The organism is Crocinitomix catalasitica ATCC 23190 (assembly GCF_000621625.1).
Classification (GTDB): domain Bacteria; phylum Bacteroidota; class Bacteroidia; order Flavobacteriales_D; family Crocinitomicaceae; genus Crocinitomix; species Crocinitomix catalasitica.
This window is the reverse complement of record NZ_JHXV01000001.1, coordinates 185,265-210,669: the sequence shown is the minus strand read 5'-3', so window position 1 is coordinate 210,669 and position 25,405 is coordinate 185,265. Positions and strand designations below refer to the sequence as shown.

29 protein-coding genes are annotated in these 25,405 nt (G+C 34.1%); 24 read left to right on the top strand and 5 right to left on the bottom strand.

What is annotated here, in order from left to right:
• Positions 1–26 precede the first annotated feature (26 nt).
• From tamL to T367_RS0100985, 9 genes are all read left to right on the top strand, one after another.
• Positions 27–2,276 carry a translocation and assembly module lipoprotein TamL gene (tamL, locus tag T367_RS0101025; RefSeq protein ID WP_245593006.1) on the top strand — a complete coding sequence of 750 codons (2,250 nt, stop codon included), beginning with the start codon at positions 27–29 and terminating at the stop codon, positions 2,274–2,276.
• Positions 2,277–2,366: 90 nt separating this feature from the next.
• Positions 2,367–2,945 (top strand): Crp/Fnr family transcriptional regulator, encoded by a 579-nt coding sequence (locus T367_RS0101020; protein ID WP_027418176.1) that lies wholly within the window; start codon positions 2,367–2,369, stop codon positions 2,943–2,945.
• 82 nt (positions 2,946–3,027) lie between these two features.
• Entirely contained in the window at positions 3,028–3,648 is a 621-nt protein-coding gene (locus T367_RS0101015; RefSeq protein ID WP_027418175.1) for a hypothetical protein, read from the top strand.
• Positions 3,649–3,793: 145 nt separating this feature from the next.
• On the top strand, positions 3,794–4,240 hold the full coding sequence (locus T367_RS0101010) for a hypothetical protein (protein ID WP_157454076.1): 447 nt from the start codon (positions 3,794–3,796) through the stop codon (positions 4,238–4,240).
• A gap of 24 nt (positions 4,241–4,264) precedes the next feature.
• Positions 4,265–4,828, top strand: coding sequence for a Crp/Fnr family transcriptional regulator (locus T367_RS0101005; RefSeq protein ID WP_027418173.1), 564 nt, complete (start codon positions 4,265–4,267; stop codon positions 4,826–4,828).
• Between the two features lie 61 nt (positions 4,829–4,889).
• Positions 4,890–5,264, top strand: coding sequence for a hypothetical protein (locus tag T367_RS0101000; protein WP_027418172.1), 375 nt, complete (start codon positions 4,890–4,892; stop codon positions 5,262–5,264).
• 171 nt (positions 5,265–5,435) lie between these two features.
• Entirely contained in the window at positions 5,436–7,082 is a 1,647-nt protein-coding gene (locus T367_RS0100995) for a serine hydrolase domain-containing protein (RefSeq protein WP_084274262.1), read from the top strand.
• 177 nt (positions 7,083–7,259) lie between these two features.
• Positions 7,260–8,570 (top strand): T9SS type A sorting domain-containing protein, encoded by a 1,311-nt coding sequence (locus tag T367_RS0100990; RefSeq protein WP_027418170.1) that lies wholly within the window; start codon positions 7,260–7,262, stop codon positions 8,568–8,570.
• Positions 8,571–8,814: 244 nt separating this feature from the next.
• Entirely contained in the window at positions 8,815–9,117 is a 303-nt protein-coding gene (locus T367_RS0100985) for a hypothetical protein (RefSeq protein WP_027418169.1), read from the top strand.
• A 2-nt stretch (positions 9,118–9,119) separates the two neighbouring features.
• Here T367_RS0100985 and T367_RS0100980 read toward each other — a convergent pair whose 3' ends face one another.
• Positions 9,120–9,986: a winged helix-turn-helix domain-containing protein gene (locus T367_RS0100980; protein WP_051568261.1), complete on the bottom strand. Its 867-nt coding sequence runs from the start codon at positions 9,984–9,986 to the stop codon at positions 9,120–9,122.
• A gap of 140 nt (positions 9,987–10,126) precedes the next feature.
• Between T367_RS0100980 and T367_RS0100975 the strand changes: the two genes are divergently transcribed.
• From T367_RS0100975 to T367_RS0100955, 4 genes are all read left to right on the top strand, one after another.
• Entirely contained in the window at positions 10,127–11,035 is a 909-nt protein-coding gene (locus tag T367_RS0100975; protein ID WP_027418167.1) for a hypothetical protein, read from the top strand.
• Between the two features lie 69 nt (positions 11,036–11,104).
• Complete coding sequence (locus tag T367_RS0100970; protein ID WP_027418166.1) at positions 11,105–11,641, top strand: dihydrofolate reductase family protein; 537 nt, start codon at positions 11,105–11,107, stop codon at positions 11,639–11,641.
• An 84-nt stretch (positions 11,642–11,725) separates the two neighbouring features.
• Positions 11,726–11,956, top strand: a complete 231-nt coding sequence (locus tag T367_RS0100960) for a DUF1059 domain-containing protein (RefSeq protein WP_245593005.1) — start codon at positions 11,726–11,728, stop codon at positions 11,954–11,956.
• Between the two features lie 8 nt (positions 11,957–11,964).
• Positions 11,965–12,498, top strand: coding sequence for a hypothetical protein (locus T367_RS0100955; RefSeq protein ID WP_027418164.1), 534 nt, complete (start codon positions 11,965–11,967; stop codon positions 12,496–12,498).
• On the opposite strand, the gene msrA is transcribed toward T367_RS0100955, so the two are convergent.
• Together msrA and T367_RS0100945 are read right to left on the bottom strand one after the other, a co-directional pair.
• On the bottom strand, positions 12,491–12,985 hold the full coding sequence (gene msrA, locus T367_RS0100950) for a peptide-methionine (S)-S-oxide reductase MsrA (protein WP_027418163.1): 495 nt from the start codon (positions 12,983–12,985) through the stop codon (positions 12,491–12,493). The two genes, T367_RS0100955 and msrA, sit on opposite strands and share 8 nt — an antisense overlap.
• Positions 12,986–13,150: 165 nt before the next feature.
• Positions 13,151–14,233, bottom strand: a complete 1,083-nt coding sequence (locus T367_RS0100945) for a T9SS type A sorting domain-containing protein (protein WP_035841987.1) — start codon at positions 14,231–14,233, stop codon at positions 13,151–13,153.
• Between the two features lie 135 nt (positions 14,234–14,368).
• Between T367_RS0100945 and T367_RS0100940 the strand changes: the two genes are divergently transcribed.
• The 4 genes from T367_RS0100940 to T367_RS24435 all read left to right on the top strand — a co-directional run bounded on the left by T367_RS0100940 (position 14,369) and on the right by T367_RS24435 (position 17,290).
• Positions 14,369–14,860, top strand: a complete 492-nt coding sequence (locus T367_RS0100940) for a hypothetical protein (protein WP_027418161.1) — start codon at positions 14,369–14,371, stop codon at positions 14,858–14,860.
• The gene (locus tag T367_RS0100935; RefSeq protein WP_027418160.1) at positions 14,860–15,375 is read left to right on the top strand and encodes a hypothetical protein; all 516 of its coding nucleotides are present in this window, start codon (positions 14,860–14,862) and stop codon (positions 15,373–15,375) included. The genes T367_RS0100940 and T367_RS0100935 overlap by 1 nt, the downstream gene beginning before the upstream one ends.
• Before the next feature lie 124 nt (positions 15,376–15,499).
• The gene (locus T367_RS25250; protein ID WP_084274261.1) at positions 15,500–16,966 is read left to right on the top strand and encodes a peroxiredoxin-like family protein; all 1,467 of its coding nucleotides are present in this window, start codon (positions 15,500–15,502) and stop codon (positions 16,964–16,966) included.
• 159 nt (positions 16,967–17,125) lie between these two features.
• Positions 17,126–17,290: a DUF1328 domain-containing protein gene (locus T367_RS24435; RefSeq protein WP_027418159.1), complete on the top strand. Its 165-nt coding sequence runs from the start codon at positions 17,126–17,128 to the stop codon at positions 17,288–17,290.
• 129 nt (positions 17,291–17,419) lie between these two features.
• Here the strand turns inward: T367_RS24435 and T367_RS0100915 are convergent, their stop codons facing one another.
• Complete coding sequence (locus T367_RS0100915; protein WP_027418158.1) at positions 17,420–17,866, bottom strand: hemerythrin domain-containing protein; 447 nt, start codon at positions 17,864–17,866, stop codon at positions 17,420–17,422.
• A gap of 293 nt (positions 17,867–18,159) precedes the next feature.
• Here T367_RS0100915 and T367_RS0100905 point away from each other — a divergent pair, with 293 nt between their 5' ends.
• The 4 genes from T367_RS0100905 (at position 18,160) to T367_RS0100890 (ending at position 19,862) form a co-directional block, all read left to right on the top strand.
• Positions 18,160–18,378 (top strand): DUF6500 family protein, encoded by a 219-nt coding sequence (locus tag T367_RS0100905; RefSeq protein WP_027418156.1) that lies wholly within the window; start codon positions 18,160–18,162, stop codon positions 18,376–18,378.
• A gap of 27 nt (positions 18,379–18,405) precedes the next feature.
• Complete coding sequence (locus tag T367_RS0100900) at positions 18,406–18,852, top strand: acyl-CoA thioesterase (RefSeq protein ID WP_027418155.1); 447 nt, start codon at positions 18,406–18,408, stop codon at positions 18,850–18,852.
• Between the two features lie 94 nt (positions 18,853–18,946).
• Positions 18,947–19,360 carry a hypothetical protein gene (locus T367_RS0100895; protein WP_027418154.1) on the top strand — a complete coding sequence of 138 codons (414 nt, stop codon included), beginning with the start codon at positions 18,947–18,949 and terminating at the stop codon, positions 19,358–19,360.
• A gap of 4 nt (positions 19,361–19,364) precedes the next feature.
• Complete coding sequence (locus T367_RS0100890) at positions 19,365–19,862, top strand: hypothetical protein (RefSeq protein ID WP_157454075.1); 498 nt, start codon at positions 19,365–19,367, stop codon at positions 19,860–19,862.
• Here the strand turns inward: T367_RS0100890 and T367_RS0100885 are convergent.
• A complete protein-coding gene (locus T367_RS0100885) occupies positions 19,859–21,538 on the bottom strand; it encodes a hypothetical protein (protein WP_027418152.1) in 1,680 nt (559 codons plus the stop codon). The genes T367_RS0100890 and T367_RS0100885 overlap by 4 nt on opposite strands.
• A 224-nt stretch (positions 21,539–21,762) precedes the next feature.
• Between T367_RS0100885 and T367_RS0100880 the strand changes: the two genes are divergently transcribed.
• The 3 genes from T367_RS0100880 to T367_RS0100870 all read left to right on the top strand — a co-directional run bounded on the left by T367_RS0100880 (position 21,763) and on the right by T367_RS0100870 (position 25,144).
• Complete coding sequence (locus tag T367_RS0100880) at positions 21,763–22,539, top strand: hypothetical protein (protein ID WP_157454074.1); 777 nt, start codon at positions 21,763–21,765, stop codon at positions 22,537–22,539.
• Between the two features lie 117 nt (positions 22,540–22,656).
• Entirely contained in the window at positions 22,657–23,517 is an 861-nt protein-coding gene (locus T367_RS20935; protein WP_035841986.1) for a dienelactone hydrolase family protein, read from the top strand.
• 34 nt (positions 23,518–23,551) lie between these two features.
• Entirely contained in the window at positions 23,552–25,144 is a 1,593-nt protein-coding gene (locus T367_RS0100870) for a phytoene desaturase family protein (RefSeq protein ID WP_027418150.1), read from the top strand.
• Positions 25,145–25,405 lie beyond the last annotated feature (261 nt).

Below are 25,405 nucleotides of genomic sequence, written 5' to 3'. Positions count from 1 at the left end.
TGCACAAATATTTTTCCATATATATTATGTTAATAGCACTGATAGCAATTCAATCATGCAGTGTTAAGAAATATATTCCAGCAGACGAAAATCTCTTCCGGGGTGGAAATGTTACCGTACGAGACACCATAAAAATTGAAGATAAATCAGGATTAGAAAATGAATTACAAGATCTTTTATACCCTGAACCAAATACAAAAATTTTAGGACTTTATCCGGGTTTAAGCATTCATTACAAAGCCCAAAAAGAAAAACCTGGATTCATAATTCGTTTTCTCAATAAAAAACTAGGAGAAGAACCCGTTTATTTCTCAGATGTTAATCTTGCAAAAACAGAAGATTTAATTGAAAATCGTTTGGTCAACAGTGGTTATTTTGAAAGTAAAATTTCGTCAACCATTCAAAAAGACAGTTCGTCAAAAACAGTAAAAACCAATTATTCCGTAGTTGTCGGTCAACCCTATCGTTTGAAAGATTATGTAATTGAAATTGATTCTGTCGATCTATCGGATTCGCTTCCAGTTTATGCAGAAATACGAAAATCACTTTCAGAAACAATTCTTAAAAAAGGCAATCGTTATGATTTAACGGCTTTCAAAAACGAACGCGATCGCATCGATCAGTATTTGAAAAATCAAGGTTATTATAATTTTAATCCTGATTTTATTCTTTTTCAAGCTGACACCAATTTACTTGATAATCGACAATATAATTTATATCTCAAATTGCAAACAGGTGTTCCAGCGAAGTCAAAAGTACCATACTTACTGAATAAAGTTGAAGTTTATTCGTTCGTTACAAATGACACCACGGCAATCCCCCAAGACACCATCACCCTTGATGAAGTCGCTTTCATACAATATAACGTATTCTTTAAACCCAAGCATTTGCGACCATTTATTTTACTAAAGCCAGGTCAATTTTACAATCCACTTAAATCAAAATATACGAGTCAAAGAATTTCATCCATCGGTACTTATAAATATATCAACATCAATTATAAAGAAATAGATACTTTGGGCATAGACACACTCGAGGTTAGATATTTAAATGCAATAATCTCACTTTCTCCACTCACTAAAAAATCAATTCGCGCTGAGCTGCAAGGTGTAACAAAGTCCAATAATTTCACAGGACCGAATGTTGGGCTGACTTATTTGAATAGAAATGCATTTAACGGAGGAGAAAATTTTTCAGCAACTGGAAGCTTTGGTTACGAAAAGCAATTCGGCAATAAAACAAACGGATCCAATAGTTTACAATTGGGAATGAATCTTGCGTTAATCTATCCAAGGTTAATTTTCCCTGGCAATCTCGATAAATATTTTAAATATGCTATTCCGAAAACAAAAATGAGTGTCGGTTTTGAGTATTACCGGAGAAGTAAACTTTATACGTTAAATTCATATAATGCGTCTTTTGGATATATCTGGAACGCAAACAGACGTGTTAGTCATCTGGTTACACCAATCAATTTAAATTATATAAGGCTTGTTAATACAACATCACAATTCGATTCGATATTGGATACTAACCCCTTTTTAAAACGTAGTTTTGAACAGCAATTTATAGCAGGCCTCACCTATTCATTTCATTACAGTGAGCTAAACGATGCACAGAAAAAAGGTAAGTTTAATTTCATATTCACTTTTGATATCGCCGGCAATGCGATAAGTCTATTGGGTACAAAAGGAGAATCAGATACGGCTAAAAGTTTTCTCAGTCTACCTTATGCACAATATGTAAAAGGAGACATTGATTTGAGTTATCATTACGACATTGGTAAAAAGGGTCAGTCCATAGTGGGGCATATTTTTGCAGGCATCGGCATTCCATATGGCAATTCGCAAACTTTGCCCTACGTAAAACAATATTTTTCAGGAGGATCATATAGTGTTCGTGCATTTCAAATACGAGGACTTGGACCTGGTATTTACGATCCCGTTGAGAATAGTAATTTGAATTTTGATCGCTCAGGTGACATTCGACTTGAAGGGAATTTAGAATATCGTTTCCCAATAATATCGGTACTTAAAGGTGCACTGTTCGTAGATGCAGGAAATATTTGGAATATCAATAATAATGTCGCAGGCGGACAATTTACTTCAGATTTTATTCAGCAATTTGGAATTGGTGCTGGATTTGGGCTGAGGATAGACGTACAAGGTTTTGTAATTAGATTCGACTTGGCAGCTCCGTTAAAAACGCCTGCCGGTGGTTGGGAATTTGATTATAAAAATCCCGTTTTCAATTTTGCAATTGGTTATCCTTTTTAGATTATAATTGAACGTAGTTGAATTTTATAAACTTTAGATATAATTAAAAACATCACAAATTTCGTTTAATTTAGTAACATAAAACAATAAATGGAACAAGTCCTTTTTGATTATCTCGCTCAATATATCGCATTAAATGCCGATGAAAAGCAAGCGATTATTGATTTAAATATATTTAAACAATATAAAAAAGGGGATATTTTATTGTCTGAAGGAGATCATTCTGACGAAGGTTATTTTGTGATTAAAGGGTGCATTCGTTCCTACTTCATCATTGATGGGGAAGAAAAAACAACAGCATTTTATACTGAAGCTGAATCACTCGAACCACATTGTAAAATTACTAAAAAACCTTCCGCTTATTTTGTTTCTTGTGTTGAAGATGCTATACTAATTGTTGCAAATTCCGGAATGGAAGAAACAATCTTTGCCCAATTCCCAAAATTCGAATCATTATGTCGGATTTTATCGGAAGAATTATTGGTAAAAAATCAAACTGACTTCGACAGCTTTAAAACCTCTTCGCCTGAACTACGCTATATGCATTTAATGGAGAATAGACCTGATTTATTGCAAAGAGTTCCACAATATCAAATCGCCAGTTATTTAGGCATCACTGCGCAATCTCTCAGCAGAATTAGAAGTAGAATCCTCGAAAATAAAGCTTAATTCCATTGTGTTTTTGCTTTTCTTATCTTAAGTGAACGAAATCTAGCTTTGCCCCTATTTACATTTGCATAAAAAACATATTATGCAAAAAGCAATTTCTTTATTCTTCATCATTTCAACCTTTTTTAGTAGTACATTAATCGGGCAAGAAACAGTATCCAACAAAAGTTCAGAAAGAAAATATTTTATTGGTAGCACACTCTTCATGTTGGGGAATTTCCTCCCAACCAATAAACCTGATTTTGTGCAATTGAATCTCGGTTATCGCATCACGCCTAAAGATGTCATTTCAGTCGAATTAAAAACATGGAAATATGCTTGGTCATTAGGCATTCCCTATGGACCTTCATTCGAGGCACCTGAAGAAAAATTCCCTGGTTACATTCGTGAGATAGGACTTGCTCTGGTCTACCAACGATTTTTATGGAAGGGGTTGTATGCAGGCATTCATATTATGAACGCTTATCAATTCTTTGTAGATGAGAAAGGAAACCAAATTGAAAACGGGTATCAAATGTTCAATACCTATCGCTTAGGATATCATTTTAAACTCTTCAATAATCGTTTTTTTATTGAACCATCAATAGCAGTAACACATCGCCCCATTCAAAATAAAATGCCTGTAGGATTCGAACAATTGAATAATAAATGGTCCAAATTCTTTTTTGGGGAACCTGGTTTTCATTTTGGATTTAATTTTTAATTCAGATTAAGCACTTGAAACAAAAACAATTCTGTTTATCTTAGTCAGCAATGAGTAATGGAACATTATTGGTATTAACATTCAATAAACAATTGCATTATGATAGACCTGTAGAGTCGGGGCTAGGTTATTATTAATAACGGCAATGAATAAAAATCTATTCTATAGACATATCTCCGTTTTTGGCAGTCTTCTTTTAATTTTGAATCTGCTTATCATTATGCATATTCCTAAATTGGATAACCTAACTATATTTATCGATTTGGTTATTGTACCGATTACGATGATTGCAGCCACCATCTGGATAAAAAAACGAATAGCTTTAATTGGCCTTGCTATTTTTATCATAGGTTTTACGCTCAATATATTTATTAAGATTTCGCTTTTTGATTCGTTAAATAGCTATCCTAACTTGACAAGCATTGCTACTTCTATAGACGTTTTTGGAATTTTAATCTTAATATTTTCACTTGTTTCCAAATCAAATCGGGGCTATATACTCAAAGCCTTGCATCATGCTGAAAAATGGACTTTTACAATCTGTTTAAGTTTACCTATTATTTTAGCAACTTGCATTTATCTTATCTTTTGATTCATTGCTATAACCCGCATCCACATGAAAGAACTAAAAAACTGTATCCAAAATCAAATCTCAATCGACACTGAAACATTGAATCATATTGTTACTCACTTTGAAGAAGTAACGCTTCCAAAAGGTGCCTTTCTTTTAAAATCTGGCACCATTTGTAGAGAGATGGCATTTATTGCATCAGGGTATTTGCGTATGTATGACGTTGTTGATGGCAAAGAAATCACCTTTTGGATTGGTAGTGAAGGTAAATTCATCACCTCATTGTCCAGCTTTATTTTTCAAACAAATAACCTTTGGAATATTCAAGCCATCACCCCTTGTAAAGTTTATACGATCAGAAGAACTGCTCATTTTGAATTGAGCGAATCCACACCAAAATGGTTGGCTTTTGACAATTTATTATTAGCAAATTCGTTCGCATTATTGGAGAAGAATATGTTCTCCCAATTGCACACAACTGCTAAGCAAAGGTTCGACCAATTATTACAAGACGAACCTGAACTATTTAATAATGTTCCTTTGCAATACATAGCTTCAATGCTCGGTATCGCTCCAGAATCTTTAAGTCGATTAAGAAAAGTCAATTAACTAACAATTGTCAAGAGAATTGGATAAACGATTGTCGAAATTTGTATAAAAAACAAAACAGATGAATCAACTACAAAAAGCGTTAACCCTAAATGCATTATTTTCGAGCTTATCAGGACTTATTTTAATCTTATTCAATCAACAAATCGCTGAGATATTCGGAACCTCCAACACCACGGTTTTTTGGATTGTAGGTTTGATACTACTTTATTTTTCAGTGACAATTTTCTACGAACGAATAAAGCAGAGAAAACCATTTGTATTATGGATTATCATTCAAGACATAAGTTGGGTATTGGGCAGTGTATTAATTTTGATTTTAAAACCATTCAACATAAGTTCAACTGGAAATCTAATTATTCTCATAATCGCATTAATTGTATTGTTTATGGCCGTCAATCAAAGTATCAAATTGAAAAAGCGAAATCAAAACTAATCAGTATGAAAATATTCGGTTTTGACATTCATGAATAATTCATTCATCTGAAAATTAAACTTTATACGACTGCAGGATTAACCGACTCACAAAAGTTCTGTACTTTTAATTCACTAAAAAAAGATGATCTGAATCAGACATCTTAAACCAAGAAGTGATTAAAAACAAATTATGAAATTCCTTATTTTATCTCTTCTACTTTTCCCAATCATTGGTTTAGCGCAAAACATGGCTAATTATAATGGGAATTGGGAAGGCAAAATCTTAAATACACAAACATTTAACTTCGACATTAAGATAGCCAACCTCGACTCAGACAGTGCTGATTTCAGTCTTTTAAATCATAAAAGCATCTTGCAAAAAAGATTTAAAACAACAGGAGGCAAACAGTTTAAAATTCAATTTACTACCGATCAATTCTTTGAAGGAAATCTTTCTACAAATGCTAAAACAATCAATGGATTTATTCATTCTGGTATCCTGCTTTATCATGTTGAACTGGTTAAAAATAAAGAGGATTATTACGTAGGGCGTTGGAACATTTTTATGGTCGATGAATTAAAAGCGCAACGCCTTTATTTAAGTGTTGAGAATGGCAATGAAAATGAATATCAAGCCTACCCTATTTTTGAGGACAATCGATTCACGGGAACTTGGTGCGCGAATTTTACAAAAGCTGAAAATAACATCGCATTTGTTGATTTCAAAACAGGATTGAGGTTTGCCGGTCAACTCAGTACCGATCAAATTAATCTAGATCTCTATTTAGGAGAATTCCTCATCACCAGCATTCCCTTCTCTCGTTCTGTTGACGACTGGACAATAGGCAATGTTCCTTCCACTGAAAACCAAAAATCGAAATTAAATTTATCCGATTTAGAGACAATTCTCAATGATACTTTTGTGAATACCCAATCCATATTGATCTCAAAGGATAACGAATTGTTTTATGAAAAATACTTCAATGGCTTTAATGCCGAAATACCGAATGATATGCGATCTGCGTCAAAAAGTATTTCTTCTGCTATTGTAGGAATTGCAAAGGATGAAAACTTATTCGTTGAAGTGAGCCAATCTATTTTTCACTTTTTACCTCCGGCTTATCAAATATATCAAGACAGTCTCAAGTCCAAAATTGATATACAAAGTCTACTCACAATGAGCTCAGGTTTAGATGCAGATGATTATACCAATAGTCGAAAATCTATGGCTTCAGAAAACAATTACCAAAGAACAAATGATTGGGCAACAACTGTTTTAAGAGCGCCAATGATGAATCCTCCGAATAAAGAAGCGAATTATGGTTCAGCCAATCCTTTTTTACTTGGTTTAGCAATGGACTCGATTGTAAATGGCCCGCTTGAAACCTTTATGCATGAAAAACTATTTCAAAAATTAGGCATTAAAAATTATATCATTCAAACCGACTTAAAAGGTCTGCCTTATTTTGGAGGAGGTATGTATCTAACGCCTAAAGACATGCTTAAATTTGGGTCCTTGTACATTCAGAAAGGTGAAGTTGAAGGGCAAAGAATTCTTTCAGAAAAATGGATCGAAGCCTCAATGAGAAATTATCGACCATTAATGAATGTTCCGGAGCAAAACGGATATGGTTATTTATGGTGGCATCACACATATCAATCAGAAGGAAAAACAATCAAAACTGTTGAAGCTAGAGGAAACGGTGGACAATACATTTTTCTAATTCCAAGTCTAAATTCAGTCGTTGTGATCACTTCAGGCAATTATAACAGTCGGAAAGGACAACAGCCAGAAGAGATTTTTGAGTCCTATATTTTACCGAAATTGATGCAATAAAAAAATGGTGCTTAATTTGAGCCCCTCTAGGTTTTGGTTTCAATCATGTAAACTGAATAAAGACCTCAAACAAAAAGGCGCACCTACTAATCGGACTTTTATTTACATCATTAACATCCTTATGTTCAATAATTAACGACTCGTTATAAATCATCAAATAATGATTAAATTGTGCAAATGACTCCAAAACAATCACCGTCGATTCAGATGAAGACAAAATATTTCAACGTTAACAATAAAACATTTCTATTATTTATTTTAATTACGTTAAGCTGCAATCAAAACAGTTTTTGTCAAGCTGATTATCCACCTCCATCCGGTATATGGTGTAGCTGTCCACCAAGCAATGGTCGCGGAACAGGATCGGTCGTTCCGGCAGTCGCAGAAAAGGATTATGTGCAAGGAATTTTAGTTCGTGTTGTTTGGAGTGATCTTGAACCAATTAATGACACTTATGAATGGTCATTGATTGATGATCAAATAACTGCAGCGAATAGTTATGAAAAAAAAATATCTCTAGCAGTTGGTGGTGGTCCTAACACTCCTGATTGGTTGTATGAATTAGGTGCTGATTCAATTCATTTTGATTTCCCTTTTAGTGGAACAATTCCGGTTCCATGGGACTCTACCTTTTTGGCTGAATGGACTAGTTTGATTATCGATTTAGGCGCGCGTTATCAAAATGACACAACCATTCAATTGGTTTATATGACCAATGCCACATCAAATGGATTTGAGATGCAAATGCCTTTCTCCCCTTCTCCAACTTACGAAGAATTAGGATATACTGAAGAAAAAGTGATCAATTCATGGCGCACTGTTATCGATCAATATAACGCAGCTTTTCCAAACCATTATTTAACCAACGATTTTCACCCTGTGAATACAAGCGATGAAATAGGTGAAGTGGTTTATACTTATGCGACAGAAACTATTGGTGAACGATATGGAGCGAATGCTTGGTGGTGGACGCAGAACAATACAGAAGTTTATCCTGCGCAATATGGCATACTGCAACACTCAACTGATAACAATATTTATAGCGGTGTACAATTCGCTAAAAGCGGTGTCAGTGATTCGGCAAGTTTTGGTCCTGGAGGCTTACCAGCAGCACTTGAACTTGCTATAGAGAATAACATTTGCTATTGGGAAGTTTGGAATGCAGATATTATTGATGGTGGTTTTGATTCCTTATTTACTGCTGCAAAATGCGTTGTTGACGACCTCAAAATTTCAGACTTTTCGAACACATCTTTTAAACTATATCCAAATCCAACAAGGGGAGAATTGACCATTATAATGAACCGAGGCCAGATTCAAGAAATCAGTATATATAATGCTATTGGAGACGCAATACAAAGTCATATTTATAACGAGTCGAATAATATTAGAATCGATTTGAACGAACTTAAATCAGGTATTTATTACGTGCAAATAACTACGGAAAATGGAGAACAATTCACAGAGAAAATTTTACTGATGCGCTGATCAATGTAACTATCTAGATTAAAGTAATTGATGCAATAAAAATATTGGTATTTAATGGTTATTTGTATATATCCATATCGAAATCAATACTTTCAATAAGTTTTATTTTTCGCCCCAAATTGAACTAAAACACGATAAATTAACGTTGTTTAACGCCAAAAACAGGTCAAAACGATCAAAAATGGCTATATTATTAGAATAAGAAATACGACAAGCGTAATTCAGGACATTAAAAACTAATACTATGAATACTGATAATTTTGACACCCTATCAACAGCAGTTGATGCATTAACAAAAAACGGCTTTAAAGAAAGTTTTAAGGCAGAAGAGGATTGTATTCGTGCTTTGTACTCTAAAAACACTTATCAACCAAACCAATTAACTATCGTTAATACTTTTAGGTTTGAAGGCATGACCAATCCACAGGATAATATGGAATTGTTTGCAATTGAAGCCGAGGATGGATTAAAGGGTACTTTGGTCATGTCATACAGCGCTGAACACTCTCAAAATGTCGAATTGATCAAACAAATTAAGGAGAAATAAAATCAATTCATCACAAAACGATACCCTACTCCTCTTACATTGACGATTTTTAAACTCGGATCAGCTTCTAGTTTTTTTCTTAATTTGGAAATAAAGACATCTAATGTTCGACCGACATAGTCGCCTTCATCACCCCAAACAACTTTCAGAATATACTCTCGTTCGAGTGTTTTATTCTCATTGGTGAAGAGCAAATAAAGTAAATCTGATTCTTTACTCGACAATTCAATGGTCTGTGCTTTTAATAAAAGCAACATTCCTTTTTGATCGTATTGGTATTGCCCAATTTCTATCAAATTAGAATCCGATTTAGACCGTTTTTTCTTCGTGTATAAATAGAAATAAGCCACTAGAATTATAAAACCAAGCAGAAATAGTATCCAATAAATAAGATTGGAGGCTGTTTTCTCTTGTACTTCTATCGGAACAGCTACGCTACTTTCAAGCAGCGTAAAATAAAAAACATAACACCCTTCTGGCAATGCGCGTCCTTTACAAGGTTGCATTTTATCTTCATCCTTTAAATTGGTTTCAAAAGCATGAATGATTTCGTTTGTTTCACACTTCTCCACCTCAACAATAAAACTTTCAGAAAGTTGCTGTTCTTCCAACACTTTTGTCGAAGCAAATAATAGCATATCTGGTTCGTAAGCAAAATGCTTTTCAAAACGAACTACATAGCGGTTATCAATTATTTCAACGGGAAGAATGCGAGAAGATTTGTCTCCAATTTGCAGTAAAAATTCGTGGGCGATTGAGCGCAAGACAATATTCATTTTTTGTTGCGCTGTTTCAGCTTTCACATTTGGAATAACCAAAGTGATTAAAAATAGAACGAATAGGTGTTTTTTGAATCGTTTCAATACCATACAGCAAATCTATTTGAATAAAGCTTATTCTAAAACTGATTTGTACTAAATTACAGAAGATTTACATTAATTTACATTAATTAAATCAAATCGGGGATGCCTGCATCTACTTTTAGCACTGTAACTAAAAAATATAGATCATGAAAATTAAAGCAATCCAATTAATTATGGTGTTTTGTCTAACATCATTAAGTTCTTGTTCGCAAGACTTTGAAAAAATAGAGCATAAAACAGACATCGTAAAAACAAGTGCTCCTGTGCAGTCAGTTAATAAAGAACCGCATAGGTACGGAGGTTGGTATTGTCCCGATAACCTAAACGGTTTCCCTGCTGTAGCTATTGAAGATTGGAAAAACGTACCGGTTGTTAATGGACGAATGCCTACGGTGGACGAGGTTCAAAGTGAAGCTTCACTAATTTTGGTAGACATGGAGAAGTACCCAGATGCAAAACCTTTGGAAATGACCATGCCAAAACTGGCCTATTTTAATAATTATTCAACCCAAAGAAAAGAACTCATCATTCTTATACAGGCATTGAATATTGACAATGACTCAATTGTTGGATTCAGGTATTTAAATGGAGGTAATGGAAGTGCAAGATTGAGTGAGGTACAAATTTTACCAGATTCAGAAATTGATAAATTCCCAAGTTCAAAATTCGTTACAATAGAATTCGATATTGATGCCAAACCTGATGCTATTTGGAATATTTTAACGGATGCAAAAAATGCGAACTCACTACAGCCTATATTCGACCAGAAGAATCAATTAAAATCTGATTGGAGAAAGTCGACAAATATCAACTTTCATTACCCTAAAACAGGTCAATCTACAGCCTTATATGCAGATAAATTATTCGGTAATTTCTATGTCCAAAATGACTATAAAAATTTAAATTATTCGGAAAAGTTCCTTATTACTACGAACGAGGAAACAAACCATTCGACTTTAAAAATTGTTTGCGGTCCTTTTGCTGACGACTATGCAACGCAAAAAACTATCATCACGAATTGGGGTGAAAAGGTGAAGGTATTGAGCGAGGAGTAATACAACATTGCTTTTTTATTTTGTATTTCACCATCCATTGCCTAATTTCACTCAGAAATTCATATATCAATGAAAAGAAAGAACAGTGTTTTTATAGCAACAAGTTTAGATGGATATATTGCAGATAAAAACGGGAACATAGACTGGTTACATTCAATTCCGAACCCAGAAAATAACGATATGGGATATGGTGCGTTCATTCAAAATATTGATGCCATTATTATGGGACGCACAACTTTTGAGACGGTTTGTAATTTTGATATGGAATGGCCTTATCAAATTCCAGTTTATGTCCTGAGCAATACACTTACTGCAATTCCAGATGATCTGAAAAATGTAATTATTGTATCGGGAAAACTCACCGATATATTGGCAAAAACACAAACAAATGGTCACAATAGACTATATATCGATGGTGGTAAAACCATTCATAGTTTTTTGAAAGAAGACCTCATTGATGAAATGATAATAACGACCATCCCTACGTTATTAGGCGGTGGTACAAGGTTATTTTCAACTTTAGACGCGCCTCTTGATTTTACTTGTATCAACTCCAAAATATATTTAGATAAAGTTGTCCAGAATCATTTTGTTCGCGTGAAATGAAAGCAAGCAGAGATGCTGATTTTTGTGCAGAAACCGCCATTAAAAACAAAATCTTTATATTGAACTTCACCAAAAAGCATTAAGATGATGAAAACAATGACATGTAAACAATTAGGAGGCGCCTGTGATTTAGAATTTAAAGCGGAGACTTTTGACGAAATTGCAGCCCTTAGCAAAGCACACGGCACAGCAATGTTTCAACAAAAAGAGCCTGCTCATTTAAAGGCAATGCGTGAAATGCAGGAATTAATGCAATCTCCTAATGCAATGAAAAATTGGTTCGACGATAAACGACGTGAATTCAATAAATTGTAACCTGAATAATGTCTCAAACTGCCCTTCTTGAGGAATTAGCGTCGAACCTTGTAAAAAGTGATGCCACATTGCGTAAACAATGGGCGGCTGATATCATTCAAAATAATTATGCCATAGTCGACTTTTGCACTTTACTTGAAAGTGATGAAAAAATTGCCATGCGCTTCACTTGGTTATTGAGTGATATTGGTATTTTAAACCCTGCTTATTTAAAGGATTCGCTTGCGACACTTTTTACAATAAGCCAAAACAGCCAATACACCCCATTCGTTCATGCTTTTGCTACCTATTGGCAAATTGTTGGCGTGCCGGCAGAAAATGAAACGGAAGCCATCAATTTATTATTCGACATGTTACAAAACAAGGAAATTAACGCAACGCTAAAGTCCCGCGCCATCTTTGTATGTGAAGGCATTGTGATAAAACATCCAGGACTGAAAAACGAATTTTTCGCCATCCTAAACAGGATCAAATCTTCGGCGAGCGAAGATTTCAAAAAAAGAGTTAAAAAAGTGATTAATCGACTTGAATTAATTAAATAAAACTCGAATCAAATCTTTCAAAATGACAAGTATACCCATCAGGGTTTCTCACTAAATAATCTTGGTGCTCAGCTTCGGCCGGCCAGAATTTAGAATAAGGTTCTAACGTTGTTGCAACAGTCCCATCCCATCTATTCGAAGCATTAACAATATCAATTACCTCTTTCGCTATTTCTTTTTCATTTTCATCTTGAAAAAAGATAGCAGAACGATAACTAGAGCCTATATCATTCCCTTGTCTATCAACTGTTGTTGGATTGTGAATGCGGTAGAAATAATCTAAAATATTTTTAAAGCTTGTGATATCCGCGTCATAAGTCAATTCAATACCTTCGGCATGACCGGGATGATTGCGATATGTTGGCGAATCATTCTCCCCACCAATATAACCTACTTCCGTGTCAATAATTCCTGGCTGAACTCTGAATAAGTCTTCCATTCCCCAAAAACAACCACCTGCGATATATGCTTTTTTAATATTTTCCATTGTATAACAAACTTTATAAGCTTAAATGCTATTTAATATGGTACAAAGATAAAGCAAGTTTTGATGATTTAGCTTGTGCTGACCTCCCTAATTCTTGATAATTTTTCCTTTGAGTAAATAGAAAAGGATTTTAGAAAATTATTGATTATTTCAAAATAAACCCTCCTATTTCCGAACAATTTTTTTAGTAAACAAGATCTTGTTATCCTGCGAGAAAGACTTTAAAAGGCACATACCATTCGCTAATTTAGTTAGATCAATCGTGTTTTCATTACTCGTTAAAACCACCTTTCCATTAAAGTCAATAATTTCATGATGTAATATTTGCTCAGTGTTTATTGTAATAAAATTCGATGTTGGATTGGGATATACTTCAATTCGCTCAGATGCAATATCATCGACATTTAAAACCTCCCGTTTCTTGTCTTTGTATTCGATTGATGAAACAGTTTCAGTTCCGATTAGTATCTGTGTAGTGACCTGTAGAATTGGTGTTTTCTGATCATTCGTCCACCAAGTATAGATTCTTTGTGTTGGTGTTGGAATACGTATCCAAGTTGCAATTTCACCAAAAACAATTCTCAATGAATCCGTATACTCAATTTCTGCGACCGTTCGGACAGCATCAAAAGTGCCATAAGGGGTTGTAATTGTGCCCCAACCATCAACGCTAGCTGTTCGTAATTGACGACGACGAAGGATTCCATCATAAATAGGATTCAAATCAATTTCAAAATACGAAGCAGATACCCAATCATCCCCATAATTCATTGGCAATTCATATTCCACATCCTTAATCTCCCATTTAACTGGAACTTCAATTCCTGCTATTTCAAGACCGACGCCTACCATTTCAACCTTATCCGATTCTACTTTCCTAAACGCAACAGGGTTATCTATTGAAACACCGATAAGTTCTTCAGTACTTGGTAAAGAGAAATTCAAAAATTTAGTATAATAGTCCGCTTGATATTCCGCATCAAAAAAGCCATTATTAAAAACAAATTGATACGTTACACTTGCTCTTCCCACACTATTAAAAGTATCGATGCGTTGACTTGCATGATTTAAGAAATCAAAATTCCAAACATAATCCGCTCCGGTCGAACTGTAATCAATTGCCAAGTCATCAGCAATACTGACCATACTTGTATCTCCGGGATTTGGAAAATCATCCGCTACAATAGTCGTTTGACTAAAAATTGAAGCGGACAGAAATAGGGCTAATATGCTCAATGTTACTTTCATAATACAATAAATTATTTGCTCTTCGCATCTAAATGTAGCCATGCCGAGTAAGAATTGCAAACAAACGACTTGATATCTTATCAAAACGGCACATTCCTGTTATATTTATCCCCTATACATCCTCGCAATCAAATTATGCCATCCAAATTAGATATTAAATTCGGTGTTTCTTTTCATTTTTTTTACATCGGATTAATTGCCATACTAGCAAGTCTTTTAGTCATGATTTATACCGATTTTAAAACAGCTGCTTTACTTGGAATTATAATTGGTATCTTTTTATTTCTTTCGCCTAGTGGAACCCTTTTCGATTTAAAAAATCAGCGGTATAAACAATACCTCAATATTTTATTCATTAAAATTGGAACTTGGAAAGATCTAAAAGCATTTACAAAACTTGAATTATTGGTGAATTACGAAACAGAAGTAAAAAATTATAGAAGTGTTAATACCAGAGTTAACGTTGATGCTTATCTAATAGCACTTAGCAATAAGGATAAAGATAAAATTGAATTAAAAGAATTTACAAATTATCAAAAGGCAAGCATTTATTTAAAAGAGTTGGGAACAAAACTCAATATAGAAACTGTTGACCGACAAAATTCGAAACAAAAGAAAAGAAAGTGATGAAACGGTATTATTCTGCACTTATCGTTATTGGAATTGCATTCATCATTTTCAATATGTTTGTACATATAATGCATTGGCCTAGTTTTTTATGGCTCCAGTCCGGATATCTCATAATTGCGATCATTTACCCCATTCAAATCTTGACTAAGCAAAAGAATCTCGTCAACATAATTCTTAGTTTAGCTCTAATCATTTGGGCCATATCAAGTATTCTATTCTTTAATACAGATGGGCTAGATAAGCAGATTTATCATCCATTTATTAATGGAGCACTTACTTTAGCATTTTTTGCAAGATTCTACAAATTCTTAGGATTAGACATTGTGCAAGACCGGCCTTTTCAAATATTAACTATTATTCCTTATATTCATGGAGCCATATTTTTTATCACTGCCATTATTTTTAGAGCACTTCATTGGCCAGATGTTGACTTACTTTTGTCTATAGGGATTGTCACGATGGGGATTGCTCTATTTTTCAGTATTATAAACTTCGACAAGAAACATAAATAACAGTATGTTACGCATATACTGTGAAAAAAACTTAAATTATTGTTAAAAACATTCGATCTGTAATGTTTTTAACTTAATCCCGACTATATTCGTAAATTAGAAACAAAACCAATCTACACATTTAATGAAATATTCTTTAATTCCACTTTTAAGTTTAACATTTTTATTTGCTTCTTGTAGCAATAATTCAACCGAAGAAACTGCTATGTCAGAAACGATAGAATTTCAAAACCCAGCGCATGAATTGGTCTATAAAATGACCGAGAAAGTCGGTAATTATCAAAAATTAAAAGACTTGAAAGATGTTAGTTATACATACATCTATCAAACACCAGATGGTAAAACAGATATTGCTGCAGAGAAATATATATTTGACGGCGAATATTCTTATGCGGATTATATTAAGCATGACAGAACTTTACCTGAATTATCAGGAAAGGTAGAACAAGGATTTGATGGTGAGACATTTTGGGTAAGACACAATGGTGTTATCACAGATGATCAAGCAGCGATAGACAGAGCTGTTTTCAGTAGAAAAACAAATTTCTATTGGTTTACGATGATGCAAAAATTAATGGATCCAGGTTTAAATTATGAAATGATTGGAGAAGATAAGGTTGGCGACAAAACTTATGATGTTGTTAAAGTATCATTCAACTCTCCGACTGACGAACCAACAGATATTTACCAATTATTCATCAATAGAGAAACAGGTATCGTTGATCAGTTTTTATTCACTGTTGTTGCTTTTGGTGTTGTTGATCCAATGTTAATGCAAATGGAATATGAAGACGTTCAAGGTGTTTTAATTCCAACAAAAAGACAGTATAAAAAATCAAATTGGGATGCTGAAGTAAATGAAGATCCATGGATTTATGTGAATTGGACAGATATCAAATTCGATAATAATTTAGATAAATCTATTTTTGAACAAAAAGACATTGATGTATCTTTATTGTCGCTTTTAACAGCAAAAAAAGATGCTTCAGCACTAAGAAGTGACGAGCATAAAAAAGCTGTTTACGCAGCTGGAATTGAAGCAGTCGCTAACAGTGGTGTATTAACTTCAGCAATGCAAGTTGGTGATGTTGCACCTAACTTTACTTTAAAGAATGCTTTAGGAGAAAATGTTGCTTTATATGACGAATTGAAAAAAGGTAAAGTAGTTTTAACATGGTACCGTGGAGGATGGTGTCCTTATTGTAATTTAACTTTAAGTGCATTACAAAAAGAATTGCCAAACTTTAAAACCAACGGGGCGAATTTAATAGCGTTAACACCTGAGTTACCAGATAGCTCATTAAACACATCAGAAAAAAATAAATTAGAATTCGAAATCCTTAGTGATGTTGGGAATAAAATTGCAAATAAGTTTGGAATCGTTTTCGATTTAACTCCAGATGTTGCAGCAATGTATAATGCTTCATTCGATATGAATGCTTACAACGGTGACAAATCAAATCAATTGCCATTGGCTGCAACTTATGTAATAGCAGAAGATGGTAAAATTCTATATGCATTTTTAGATGCTGATTATAGAAACAGAGCTGAACCTTCTGAGATTACAGCATTTTTAAAAGAAAAGAAATAAGTTAATATTTAGAAGAAATATGGGGTGAATTTCAACAGAAAATGCCCCATATTTCCCTTTTAAACAATAAACTTAATTATTAAGCTGCTAATTTTCAAGCATTTAAACTGTCGGCGTGATTTTAGATATAGTTATATCGAACCATAAATCATGTAAATTATGTTTAGATTAACAATAGTATTTTTAGTAGTAGCTATCGTAGCTGCAATATTTGGGTTCGGTGGCATTGCCGCTAGCGCCGTAGGAGCAGCCAAAATAGTATTCTTTATAGCTGTCGTACTTTTTATAATTAGTTTAATAATGGGCGGATATAAAAGGTCCTAAATTTTATAATAACAACAGTAAAAGCACCTAGAATATTCTAGGTGCTTTTTTTGTATTCACAGGGTATTCGTAATAATACTTAACCTGAGTTTAATACTTAATCTGAGATTCAGAATCGCACTCAAATTATTAGGCAATTCTATGTTCCTCTATATATTCGAGGTATGCCCCACCTAAGTCTTCTTGTTTAGCAGTATCCAATATTTTACCTGCTAATTGAAAAATCTCATGTTCTTCTTCATCTAAGTGATGATTGATCTTATGCGCCAATTCTTTCGCTATTGGCAACCATTGCGGAGAACTCATATCAGTTTCTTCCAACTTCTCTACTAATTCATCCATTTCATGATGCTCAGCAATTCCATGTCTTGATTTACCTTGTGTCAGATCAGCATCGATTAATGGTTTATAAAAGAACCGTTCTTCTGCATCTGCATGTATCGCTAATTCGTGTTTTAATTTTCTAAAAATTAAGTCACGCTCATCCGACTTACCTTCAGTATCAATTAGTTTATCAGCTAAAGTTCTTTGAATTTCATGGTCATCTCTTAGTGTTTTAAAAATTGTATTTTTCATTTTATATATTTTTAGTTATGATTAATTAAGTTGCCTTTGAAAGCAATCTTATCCAGTTCTACAACCTATAATGCATCAATCTTGCCATTCATTATAAAAAGCAACACCCTCTGAATAACAAATACTTAATATAAATATTAGAAAATTTAAGGCGTGAAAATTGTAGAAAAAAACCACGGAATTGGGAGAAAATAGCGACAAGTAAATTACTGAATCTTTTACATCCCTTTGAATTATATCAACTAACTTTGTCATCCTAGATTAAATTAAAAACAACAAGTAAAACAATTCAAATGAATAAAGGCATCTGTGAAAAAATAATCACGATTTGTGACGAAAAAATCGAAAAAAAAGGTAAAAATGTAGGTTTATCATTCTATGCTTTTTTCTCGAATTATAATGAAGATCCAGAATTATTAATGGAAGTTGCAACATGGTGGATTTCTACTCAAAAATTGAATCATTTTGAGAAAGCGGTTAAGATTAAAGAATTGATTGAAAAGGAACTTTAACTATTCATTATCCTTAAAAAGAAACTTATGAGTTCATTCGAATCAACAATTGAAGTTCGCTGGTCGGATTGCGACCTGAATAGACATGTCAGACATTCTGCTTATTACGATTATGGTGCACATACTAGAATGCAATTTTTCCTGAAAATTGGATTTAACACCACCAAAATGGAGCAATTACAAATAGGCCCCATCTTATTTAAAGAAGAATGTACCTTCATTAAAGAATTAAAATTAGAGGATGTGATTCAAATTAATCTTTCAATCGGACAAATTTCGCCTGATGGATCAAGATGGGTTTTACACCACGAGATTTTTAATGCTGCAGGCGAAAAATGTGCACATATTTCAGTAAAAGGTGCTTGGATTGATCTGGTTAAAAGAAAATTAACAGCACCTCCTACTGAAATCTTAAATGCATTCGATCAATTGCCAAAAGGTGAACCTTATGAGCATAGGTCTCAAAAAGGTTAAGCATACCCTTCAAATCATCAATATTTTTCATTTGCGTAATATTTTCGTATTTTCGTTTGTATTGCAACCTGTTAAATCAATTTAATAAACGAATATGAATCCACTGATTAGAAATATTATCGCCGTTGTAATTGGATGGCTGATAGGTAGTGTAATAAACATGGGACTGATTACAATTGGTCACGGTTTCTACCCGATACCAGGAATTGATCCTAATGACATGGAAGCATTGGCTGCAATAATGCCAACACTGACATCAGAATTTTTCTTATTCCCATTTTTAGCGCATGCACTCGGAACATTATTCGGAGCATTGGTTGCTGGGTTAATTGCCAAATCGAATAAAATGCGCGCCGCCTTAATCGTAGGTTTAATCTTTTTAATTGGAGGCATCACTGTAAACATTTTATTACCTGGCCCCTTTTGGTTTGCTGCAGTTGACATCATTTTTGCATATATTCCGATGGCTTGGATTGGTGGTAAAATCGTACAAAAACTTTCAAGTTAAATAAGTGGACACGATTAACAAGACGTTAACACCGAAATTATTCCTTCGAACCATTCGAATTATACATTTTACCATTGTATTGGGCTCTACCTTATTTGCAATTATTGTCTTTAATTTAAGTTCTAATTGGAGTGTTGTCATCAAAAACAACCAAGATTCATTCTTTATTGCTGTTCCAGTATGCGCGGTATTTTCAATAATTGCTGGACCATTAATGTTCAGACACCTTATTTCTAAAGTAAAAAATAATGCAAGTTTAAAAGTAAAATTATTAACGTTTCAAACGGCGTCTATTGTCAAATGGGCAATGATTGAAGCCGCAGCAATGTTTTCGATTATAGCAGCGATGTTATCAAACGATTCGTTTTATTTCATTATTGGTGCTTTTCTAATCAGTTATCTGATGACCCAGCATCCAACCAAACGAAAAATAAAAAAGGCATTGGTACTTGATTATAATTTATTGTACGCATTTAATCAAGAGGATACTGCTTTAATCTAAAGATTCAATATTTTTTGTAGATCTCTTGTATTCTTTACCTCTCCCGTAATATTCTTCAATTGCATTGCTACATTATTTTCATTTGTGTTAATTTTTGCAAAATCTGATTGATCAAAAATATAAATCTCTTTTGACCTTGTAAACAAAACCAGTTTAGCATTCAAATTACCGTTTACAACCAAATGATTCGGATGAAAACTAAAGGCGGCATTCATATCTAAGTCTACGATACTAGCCACATATAATTCCTCCAATTGCTTGCCGGTCTCTTCATCAAAATAAGTTGGAGATAAAGCCAAAGGTTCCACAATTCTCCTTGTCTGATCACAATTAAAAACACCAAATCCTCTCGACTGTAAACCTCTAATTAAGCCAGGACTAGGCGGAATCTTTTCGTCTCCAAGAAGATTTCTCAATCCAGGTTTTTCTCCGATATCACCAACACTATACGAAGTAGAACCATCTTCATTGTCAGTTTTATCAATCGATTCGATCGGAAACTCTAATACCATTTCAATAAAATCAACACTCTTTTCTCGACTTAATAACATACCTTTTATTTCCGAATTCACATCCGAAACCCAATCTACCAATGGACTTGATTTATCATCATATAAAGCTTTAAATACGCGCCAAGATTGCGAACTTAAAATGGCATAAAACTGACGTTCATCTATTTTAGTTTTATCTGCTATCCGGCTGTACCCTTCAAAAGTCACATCTCCAAACTTAAAAGCCGGTCTAAATTTTGACAATTTCACTTGTTTCCCCAACATCTCATTCGAATAGAGCGTGTATTTACTTCCTTCTTCAAAAGTGATATCTGTTTCATCGTAATCCAATTCAAACTCAGCATCCCAATGCCCGTCTTCTGACATCTTAAAAAAGGAAACATCAGGCAGTATTTCTGTCGTTTGAAAATTAACAATTACATCATCCTTTAAAAAGACTTCTTCCCCATTCTTTTTTGCTCGAATCTCATACATCCCAACCGAATTAAACTGTTTTTCAATACCATTTTCATCCAGGGTCATTGGCAAGCCTGACATTATAAATTCTGCCTGCGTCCTAAACTCTCGATAATACAATTCATAATCACCTTCAATCGAAGCACCATCTTTATTTACAACTGCTAAAGGTTCAATTTCAATAGAACTACCCGTATAATACTCAACACGACCACCAGTTTCATTGTTTATTTTGATGGTTGAAAAAGGAACTTGAATGGATGTAAAAAATTCAGACTTTGATTGCCATGTCAAGTCTTTTCCATAATGAATTACAAAACCGTGGAACATTGCTTTTGCATCCGACCGTATAGTCGCACCAGTTTGCTCGTATTGAGAAATCACTGGTTTATCACTATTTATTTGAGGCAATAATTTTTTAAGCTCTTCCAACTTTCGCTCGTTCAGTCCTATTTGATCAAAATCAGCAGCTTCCTTATATGATGTATAAACCAAATCCACGTGATGAATTTTATTAGATTTGAGTTGTTTTAAATCCTTTTTACTAATGATAAATGGCCGCGCAAAATCAGTAGGAAGGTAAATGACATTTGCCTGCGTACAATCGTACTTTTCCAATTTTATAGGATCGGTCTTTATCGTTATCTCATTGGCAAACGAATGGGCGGCAATAAGTGTTAAAACCAAAGTCAAATAAAATAGTCTCATAATAATGTAGGTGTTAGGCCATCAATATAAACAAAGCAAATATATTTTTATTGTCATACCACTTATTTATTAAGCTTTATTAACAACCGAAAATACGAATGATTTTGAACTTAAAACTTCAGTGAAAGCAATTAACTAGCTTAGTATTCAAGGTAATAATTCGCACCGCTAAATTGGTTACAGAGAAGAATAAACTATCTTAGCTACTTAAAATCCTAATTAGTATGAAACTTAAACACATCCACTTACTATTTATTTTACTCTGTTCTATTGCCATAGTTTCCTGTAAAAAGGGAAGGAACTGGACTACAACTGTATACATGGAGGACATTCAAATGAACAGTGCTGAATTTAAAATAATATTCGAGCTTGGGACAAATGACAGCTATCAAACCGCTGGTCTCTGTTGGTCAACAGAACAAGAACCTATTCCAGACGGAATTGAGGGGGTTCACTATAAAGAATTTACTGTAACTACTTCAGATGAACGCAATACTTTTATATATGATTTAGAGCCAGCTACTACCTATTATTTGCGTTCATACATTTATGTTAATGGAGAATATATTTTCTCGAAAGAGATTGACATTACAACGCTACCAAGTGAGCCGGCTCCATGTGATTGGACACCAGGCATAATCAATATTCATGGCAACAATTTTACAGCGAGCAACTTTACTTCAACTAATGGAGATAGATATGTTTTAAACAGCAATTATAGTGAAGGTAATATAGAATTTACTTTTCTTGAAAAACCTACCAAATCAGGTATCTATACAGGTGTTCAATATCTAAATTATTCTGAACCAAAAACGGTTGAAATATATGGCAATATGAGATCTATTGATGGTTGGAGCTGTGTGTTTTATGGAGGAACAGATGAACCGATCTATGTTACCGTAAATGAAGATGACGAAATTTCAATTACCCTTTGTGAAACTAGATTCGGTACTTTTGGATCATGTGAAGATCTATTTGTAACTGGTGAAATGCACCAATAAACCATCCGTATAATTCAAAAATTAATGAAAAATATAATTTGCAATGGTATTAATACTGATTCTAAAACATAAATTCGGAATGATATTTTTAGTACCTTGTTCTTTTAATCTGGAAAAATGAAAAATATTCTAAATCCAATAACCTTACTTTTCTGTATTTCAGTATTCTTTGTTGAATGCTCGGATTCAAATAAAATGGAAGCAGTATCAACTGATAACAAGGACACAATTGTCGCCGTTGAAGAAGTTGAATTGATCAAAGAAAAACTGATTTATTTTGATGGAGCAGATACATTAATTGGATACCTTTTTTACAATAGTGACATTGTAAATAAACCTGGAATCCTGGTCGTTCATGAATGGTGGGGCAATAATGATTATGCACAATCGCGTGCAGAAATGTTAGCCAATTTAGGTTATGTTGCTTTTGCGATTGACATGTATGGCAACGGTTTGGTTGTTGATAATCCAGACGACGCAAAAATTGCTTCTGGAAAAATATACAGCAATCCAGAATTATTAAAAAGTAGAATGATGGCAGCTAGAGAAACCCTCATCAAAACGAATAAAGCCAATTCGGAAAAAATTGCTGCTATTGGTTATTGTTTTGGAGGAAATGTCGTTCTAAATGCTGCCAACGCGGGCGTTCCATTGAATACTGTCGTTAGTTTTCACGGTGGTTTAGGTGGATTCAAGGCGCAGAACAATATTTTATATAGTCAAGTACTCGTTTGTAATGGTGCTGCTGATAATTTTGTTTCACCAGAGGATATCAAGAATTTTAAAAGTGAAATGGATCGTGTAGAAGCACCTTATACTTTTATCGAATATGCTGATGCAACACATGCATTCACAAATCCTAATTCGACTGCTGTTGGTGAAAAATTTGGAATGCCAATTGCTTATAACGAAGTTGCTGATAATAAATCTTGGCAGGATATGCTTATATTCTTTGATACGCATTTCTCTATTGATTAAACCTATATCGAAATAATTCTATCTTAACGCATTCATGTCGAAAACCTATCACAAACGACTTACAGCTGATGCTGATTTTTCTGGTATTGACCATATAATAATCGGCTCAGGAATGGGTGGTTTAACCGTTGCTACTTGGTTGGCAAAAGCAGGCAAAAAAGTAGTTGTATTCGAGCAACATTACGTTCCAGGTGGGTTTACACATAGTTTTAAGCGTAAAAAAGGGTTCAATTGGGACGTAGGCGTTCATTATGTGGGGAATGTAGGCAAAGGAGGATCACTGAAAAGTCTCTTTGATTTCATCACCAATAATAAGGTTGAATGGGCATCAATGGGAGATGTTTACGATCGCGTTCATATAGCGAATGATATTTATGAATTTAAGGCGGGCAAAGAAAATATGCGCCAACAATTAAAGGAGTATTTCCCTGAAGATGTTGATGCTATTGATGCATATTTAGCGTTAATTGATAAATCGAATAAATATGGGAGTGCTTTTTTCTTTGAGAAGACTTTCAAACCCGTTTTGGCTTTAACGATTGGTAAACTGATTCAACGATTATACCGGCCATATTCACAAAGAACAACTTACGACGTTATCAGTTCAATTACTGAAAACAAACGATTGAAAGCCGTTTTATGTGCTCAATGTGGTAATTATGGACTCGCACCAAAAAGCAGTAGTTTTGCTGCACATGCCATGGTTATTGGACATTTTATAGACGGTGGCTATTATCCTATTGGCGGTGCAGATAGATTGGCGACGACAACGATTGAAAATATTCATAATCACGGCGGAGAAGTATATATCAACGCCTCAGTTGATGAAATTGTCGTAGAAAGAAATCGAGTAAAAGGAGTGAAGATTGACAACCGATTCATTCCTTGTAAAAGCGTAATCAGTAATATTGGTGTTGACAATACCTTTTATAAACTGTTATCAGAAAAGGAAAGAAAAAAATGTAAATTTGATTTATCCAACATTAACCCTTCAACAGGGCATAGTTGCCTTTATGTAGGATTGGATGCCTCTGATGCAGACCTAAAACTACCCAAACACAATATTTGGTATTTTAAACATGATGATCAGGATGAAATTATTGATAAGGCGACTGTTGCAAATGCGCCGCTCAACTTTTCTTATATCTCATTCCCTTCTGCTAAAGACCCTGATTGGGCGAAAACACATCCCAACAAGTCAACCATTCAAGCCATAACATTAGGACATTACGATTGGTTTAAAGCATATAAAGATAAGCCATGGATGAAGCGTGGTGAAGCATACGAAGCCTTAAAATTAGATTTCGAAGAAAAAATGTTAGCGCGGCTTTATGAATTATATCCACAAATAAAAGGACATGTGGTAGAAACAGAGGTCTCAACCCCACTCTCTACACAACATTTTACCAATCATCCACATGGAGAGATTTATGGTTTAGAACATTCTCCAAAACGTTTTACCCTTGCTTTTCTACGACCGGAAACTAAAATTAAAGGACTGCGTCTCGTTGGTCAGGACATTACAATTGTAGGCGTGGCTGGCGCCATGTTATCAGGAATGTTAGCTGCCATCACTATTCTCAAATTCGGCGTCTGGAAATTGTTCAAACAGATGAAGAGGAGTTAGTGAAGAGATTTGATCGGAAATAGTATCTCTTAACCACGGAGGACACCAAGGTTTTCACAAAGGACACGGAGAATTCAAGTTAACCATTAATATTTGGGTATTACGTTTTGATAGATTTGCAAATACAAAAATATTACTTCACCCCTTCAGGGTTTTAAAACTTAATTATTACAATTATCGAAGGAATACTTTCCTCCGCTATTGTATGTCGTCCCTTCAGGACTTGGCAGAGGGTAAGATGAAGGACTAAAAAATATTTTG

Bases quoted from the DNA above. Each gene is read 5' to 3' on its own strand.
- T367_RS0100880 (WP_157454074.1), top strand. From the start codon at position 21,763: ATGAAACTTAAACACATCCACTTACTATTTATTTTACTCTGTTCTATT.
- T367_RS0101020 (WP_027418176.1), top strand. From the start codon at position 2,367: ATGGAACAAGTCCTTTTTGATTATCTCGCTCAATATATCGCATTAAAT.
- T367_RS0100995 (WP_084274262.1), top strand. From the start codon at position 5,436: ATGAAATTCCTTATTTTATCTCTTCTACTTTTCCCAATCATTGGTTTA.
- T367_RS0100985 (WP_027418169.1), top strand. From the start codon at position 8,815: ATGAATACTGATAATTTTGACACCCTATCAACAGCAGTTGATGCATTA.
- tamL (WP_245593006.1), top strand. From the start codon at position 27: ATGTTAATAGCACTGATAGCAATTCAATCATGCAGTGTTAAGAAATAT.
- T367_RS0100960 (WP_245593005.1), top strand. From the start codon at position 11,726: ATGATGAAAACAATGACATGTAAACAATTAGGAGGCGCCTGTGATTTA.
- T367_RS25250 (WP_084274261.1), top strand. From the start codon at position 15,500: ATGAAATATTCTTTAATTCCACTTTTAAGTTTAACATTTTTATTTGCT.
- T367_RS0100905 (WP_027418156.1), top strand. From the start codon at position 18,160: ATGAATAAAGGCATCTGTGAAAAAATAATCACGATTTGTGACGAAAAA.
- T367_RS0100955 (WP_027418164.1), top strand. From the start codon at position 11,965: ATGTCTCAAACTGCCCTTCTTGAGGAATTAGCGTCGAACCTTGTAAAA.
- T367_RS0100915 (WP_027418158.1), bottom strand. From the start codon at position 17,866: ATGAAAAATACAATTTTTAAAACACTAAGAGATGACCATGAAATTCAA.
- T367_RS0100900 (WP_027418155.1), top strand. From the start codon at position 18,406: ATGAGTTCATTCGAATCAACAATTGAAGTTCGCTGGTCGGATTGCGAC.
- T367_RS0100870 (WP_027418150.1), top strand. From the start codon at position 23,552: ATGTCGAAAACCTATCACAAACGACTTACAGCTGATGCTGATTTTTCT.
- T367_RS24435 (WP_027418159.1), top strand. From the start codon at position 17,126: ATGTTTAGATTAACAATAGTATTTTTAGTAGTAGCTATCGTAGCTGCA.
- T367_RS0100975 (WP_027418167.1), top strand. From the start codon at position 10,127: ATGAAAATTAAAGCAATCCAATTAATTATGGTGTTTTGTCTAACATCA.
- T367_RS0100885 (WP_027418152.1), bottom strand. From the start codon at position 21,538: ATGAGACTATTTTATTTGACTTTGGTTTTAACACTTATTGCCGCCCAT.
- T367_RS0100980 (WP_051568261.1), bottom strand. From the start codon at position 9,986: ATGGTATTGAAACGATTCAAAAAACACCTATTCGTTCTATTTTTAATC.
- T367_RS0101000 (WP_027418172.1), top strand. From the start codon at position 4,890: ATGAATCAACTACAAAAAGCGTTAACCCTAAATGCATTATTTTCGAGC.
- T367_RS0100935 (WP_027418160.1), top strand. From the start codon at position 14,860: ATGAAACGGTATTATTCTGCACTTATCGTTATTGGAATTGCATTCATC.
- T367_RS0101010 (WP_157454076.1), top strand. From the start codon at position 3,794: ATGAATAAAAATCTATTCTATAGACATATCTCCGTTTTTGGCAGTCTT.
- T367_RS0101015 (WP_027418175.1), top strand. From the start codon at position 3,028: ATGCAAAAAGCAATTTCTTTATTCTTCATCATTTCAACCTTTTTTAGT.
- T367_RS20935 (WP_035841986.1), top strand. From the start codon at position 22,657: ATGAAAAATATTCTAAATCCAATAACCTTACTTTTCTGTATTTCAGTA.
- T367_RS0101005 (WP_027418173.1), top strand. From the start codon at position 4,265: ATGAAAGAACTAAAAAACTGTATCCAAAATCAAATCTCAATCGACACT.
- T367_RS0100940 (WP_027418161.1), top strand. From the start codon at position 14,369: ATGCCATCCAAATTAGATATTAAATTCGGTGTTTCTTTTCATTTTTTT.
- T367_RS0100945 (WP_035841987.1), bottom strand. From the start codon at position 14,233: ATGAAAGTAACATTGAGCATATTAGCCCTATTTCTGTCCGCTTCAATT.
- T367_RS0100970 (WP_027418166.1), top strand. From the start codon at position 11,105: ATGAAAAGAAAGAACAGTGTTTTTATAGCAACAAGTTTAGATGGATAT.
- T367_RS0100990 (WP_027418170.1), top strand. From the start codon at position 7,260: ATGACTCCAAAACAATCACCGTCGATTCAGATGAAGACAAAATATTTC.
- T367_RS0100895 (WP_027418154.1), top strand. From the start codon at position 18,947: ATGAATCCACTGATTAGAAATATTATCGCCGTTGTAATTGGATGGCTG.
- msrA (WP_027418163.1), bottom strand. From the start codon at position 12,985: ATGGAAAATATTAAAAAAGCATATATCGCAGGTGGTTGTTTTTGGGGA.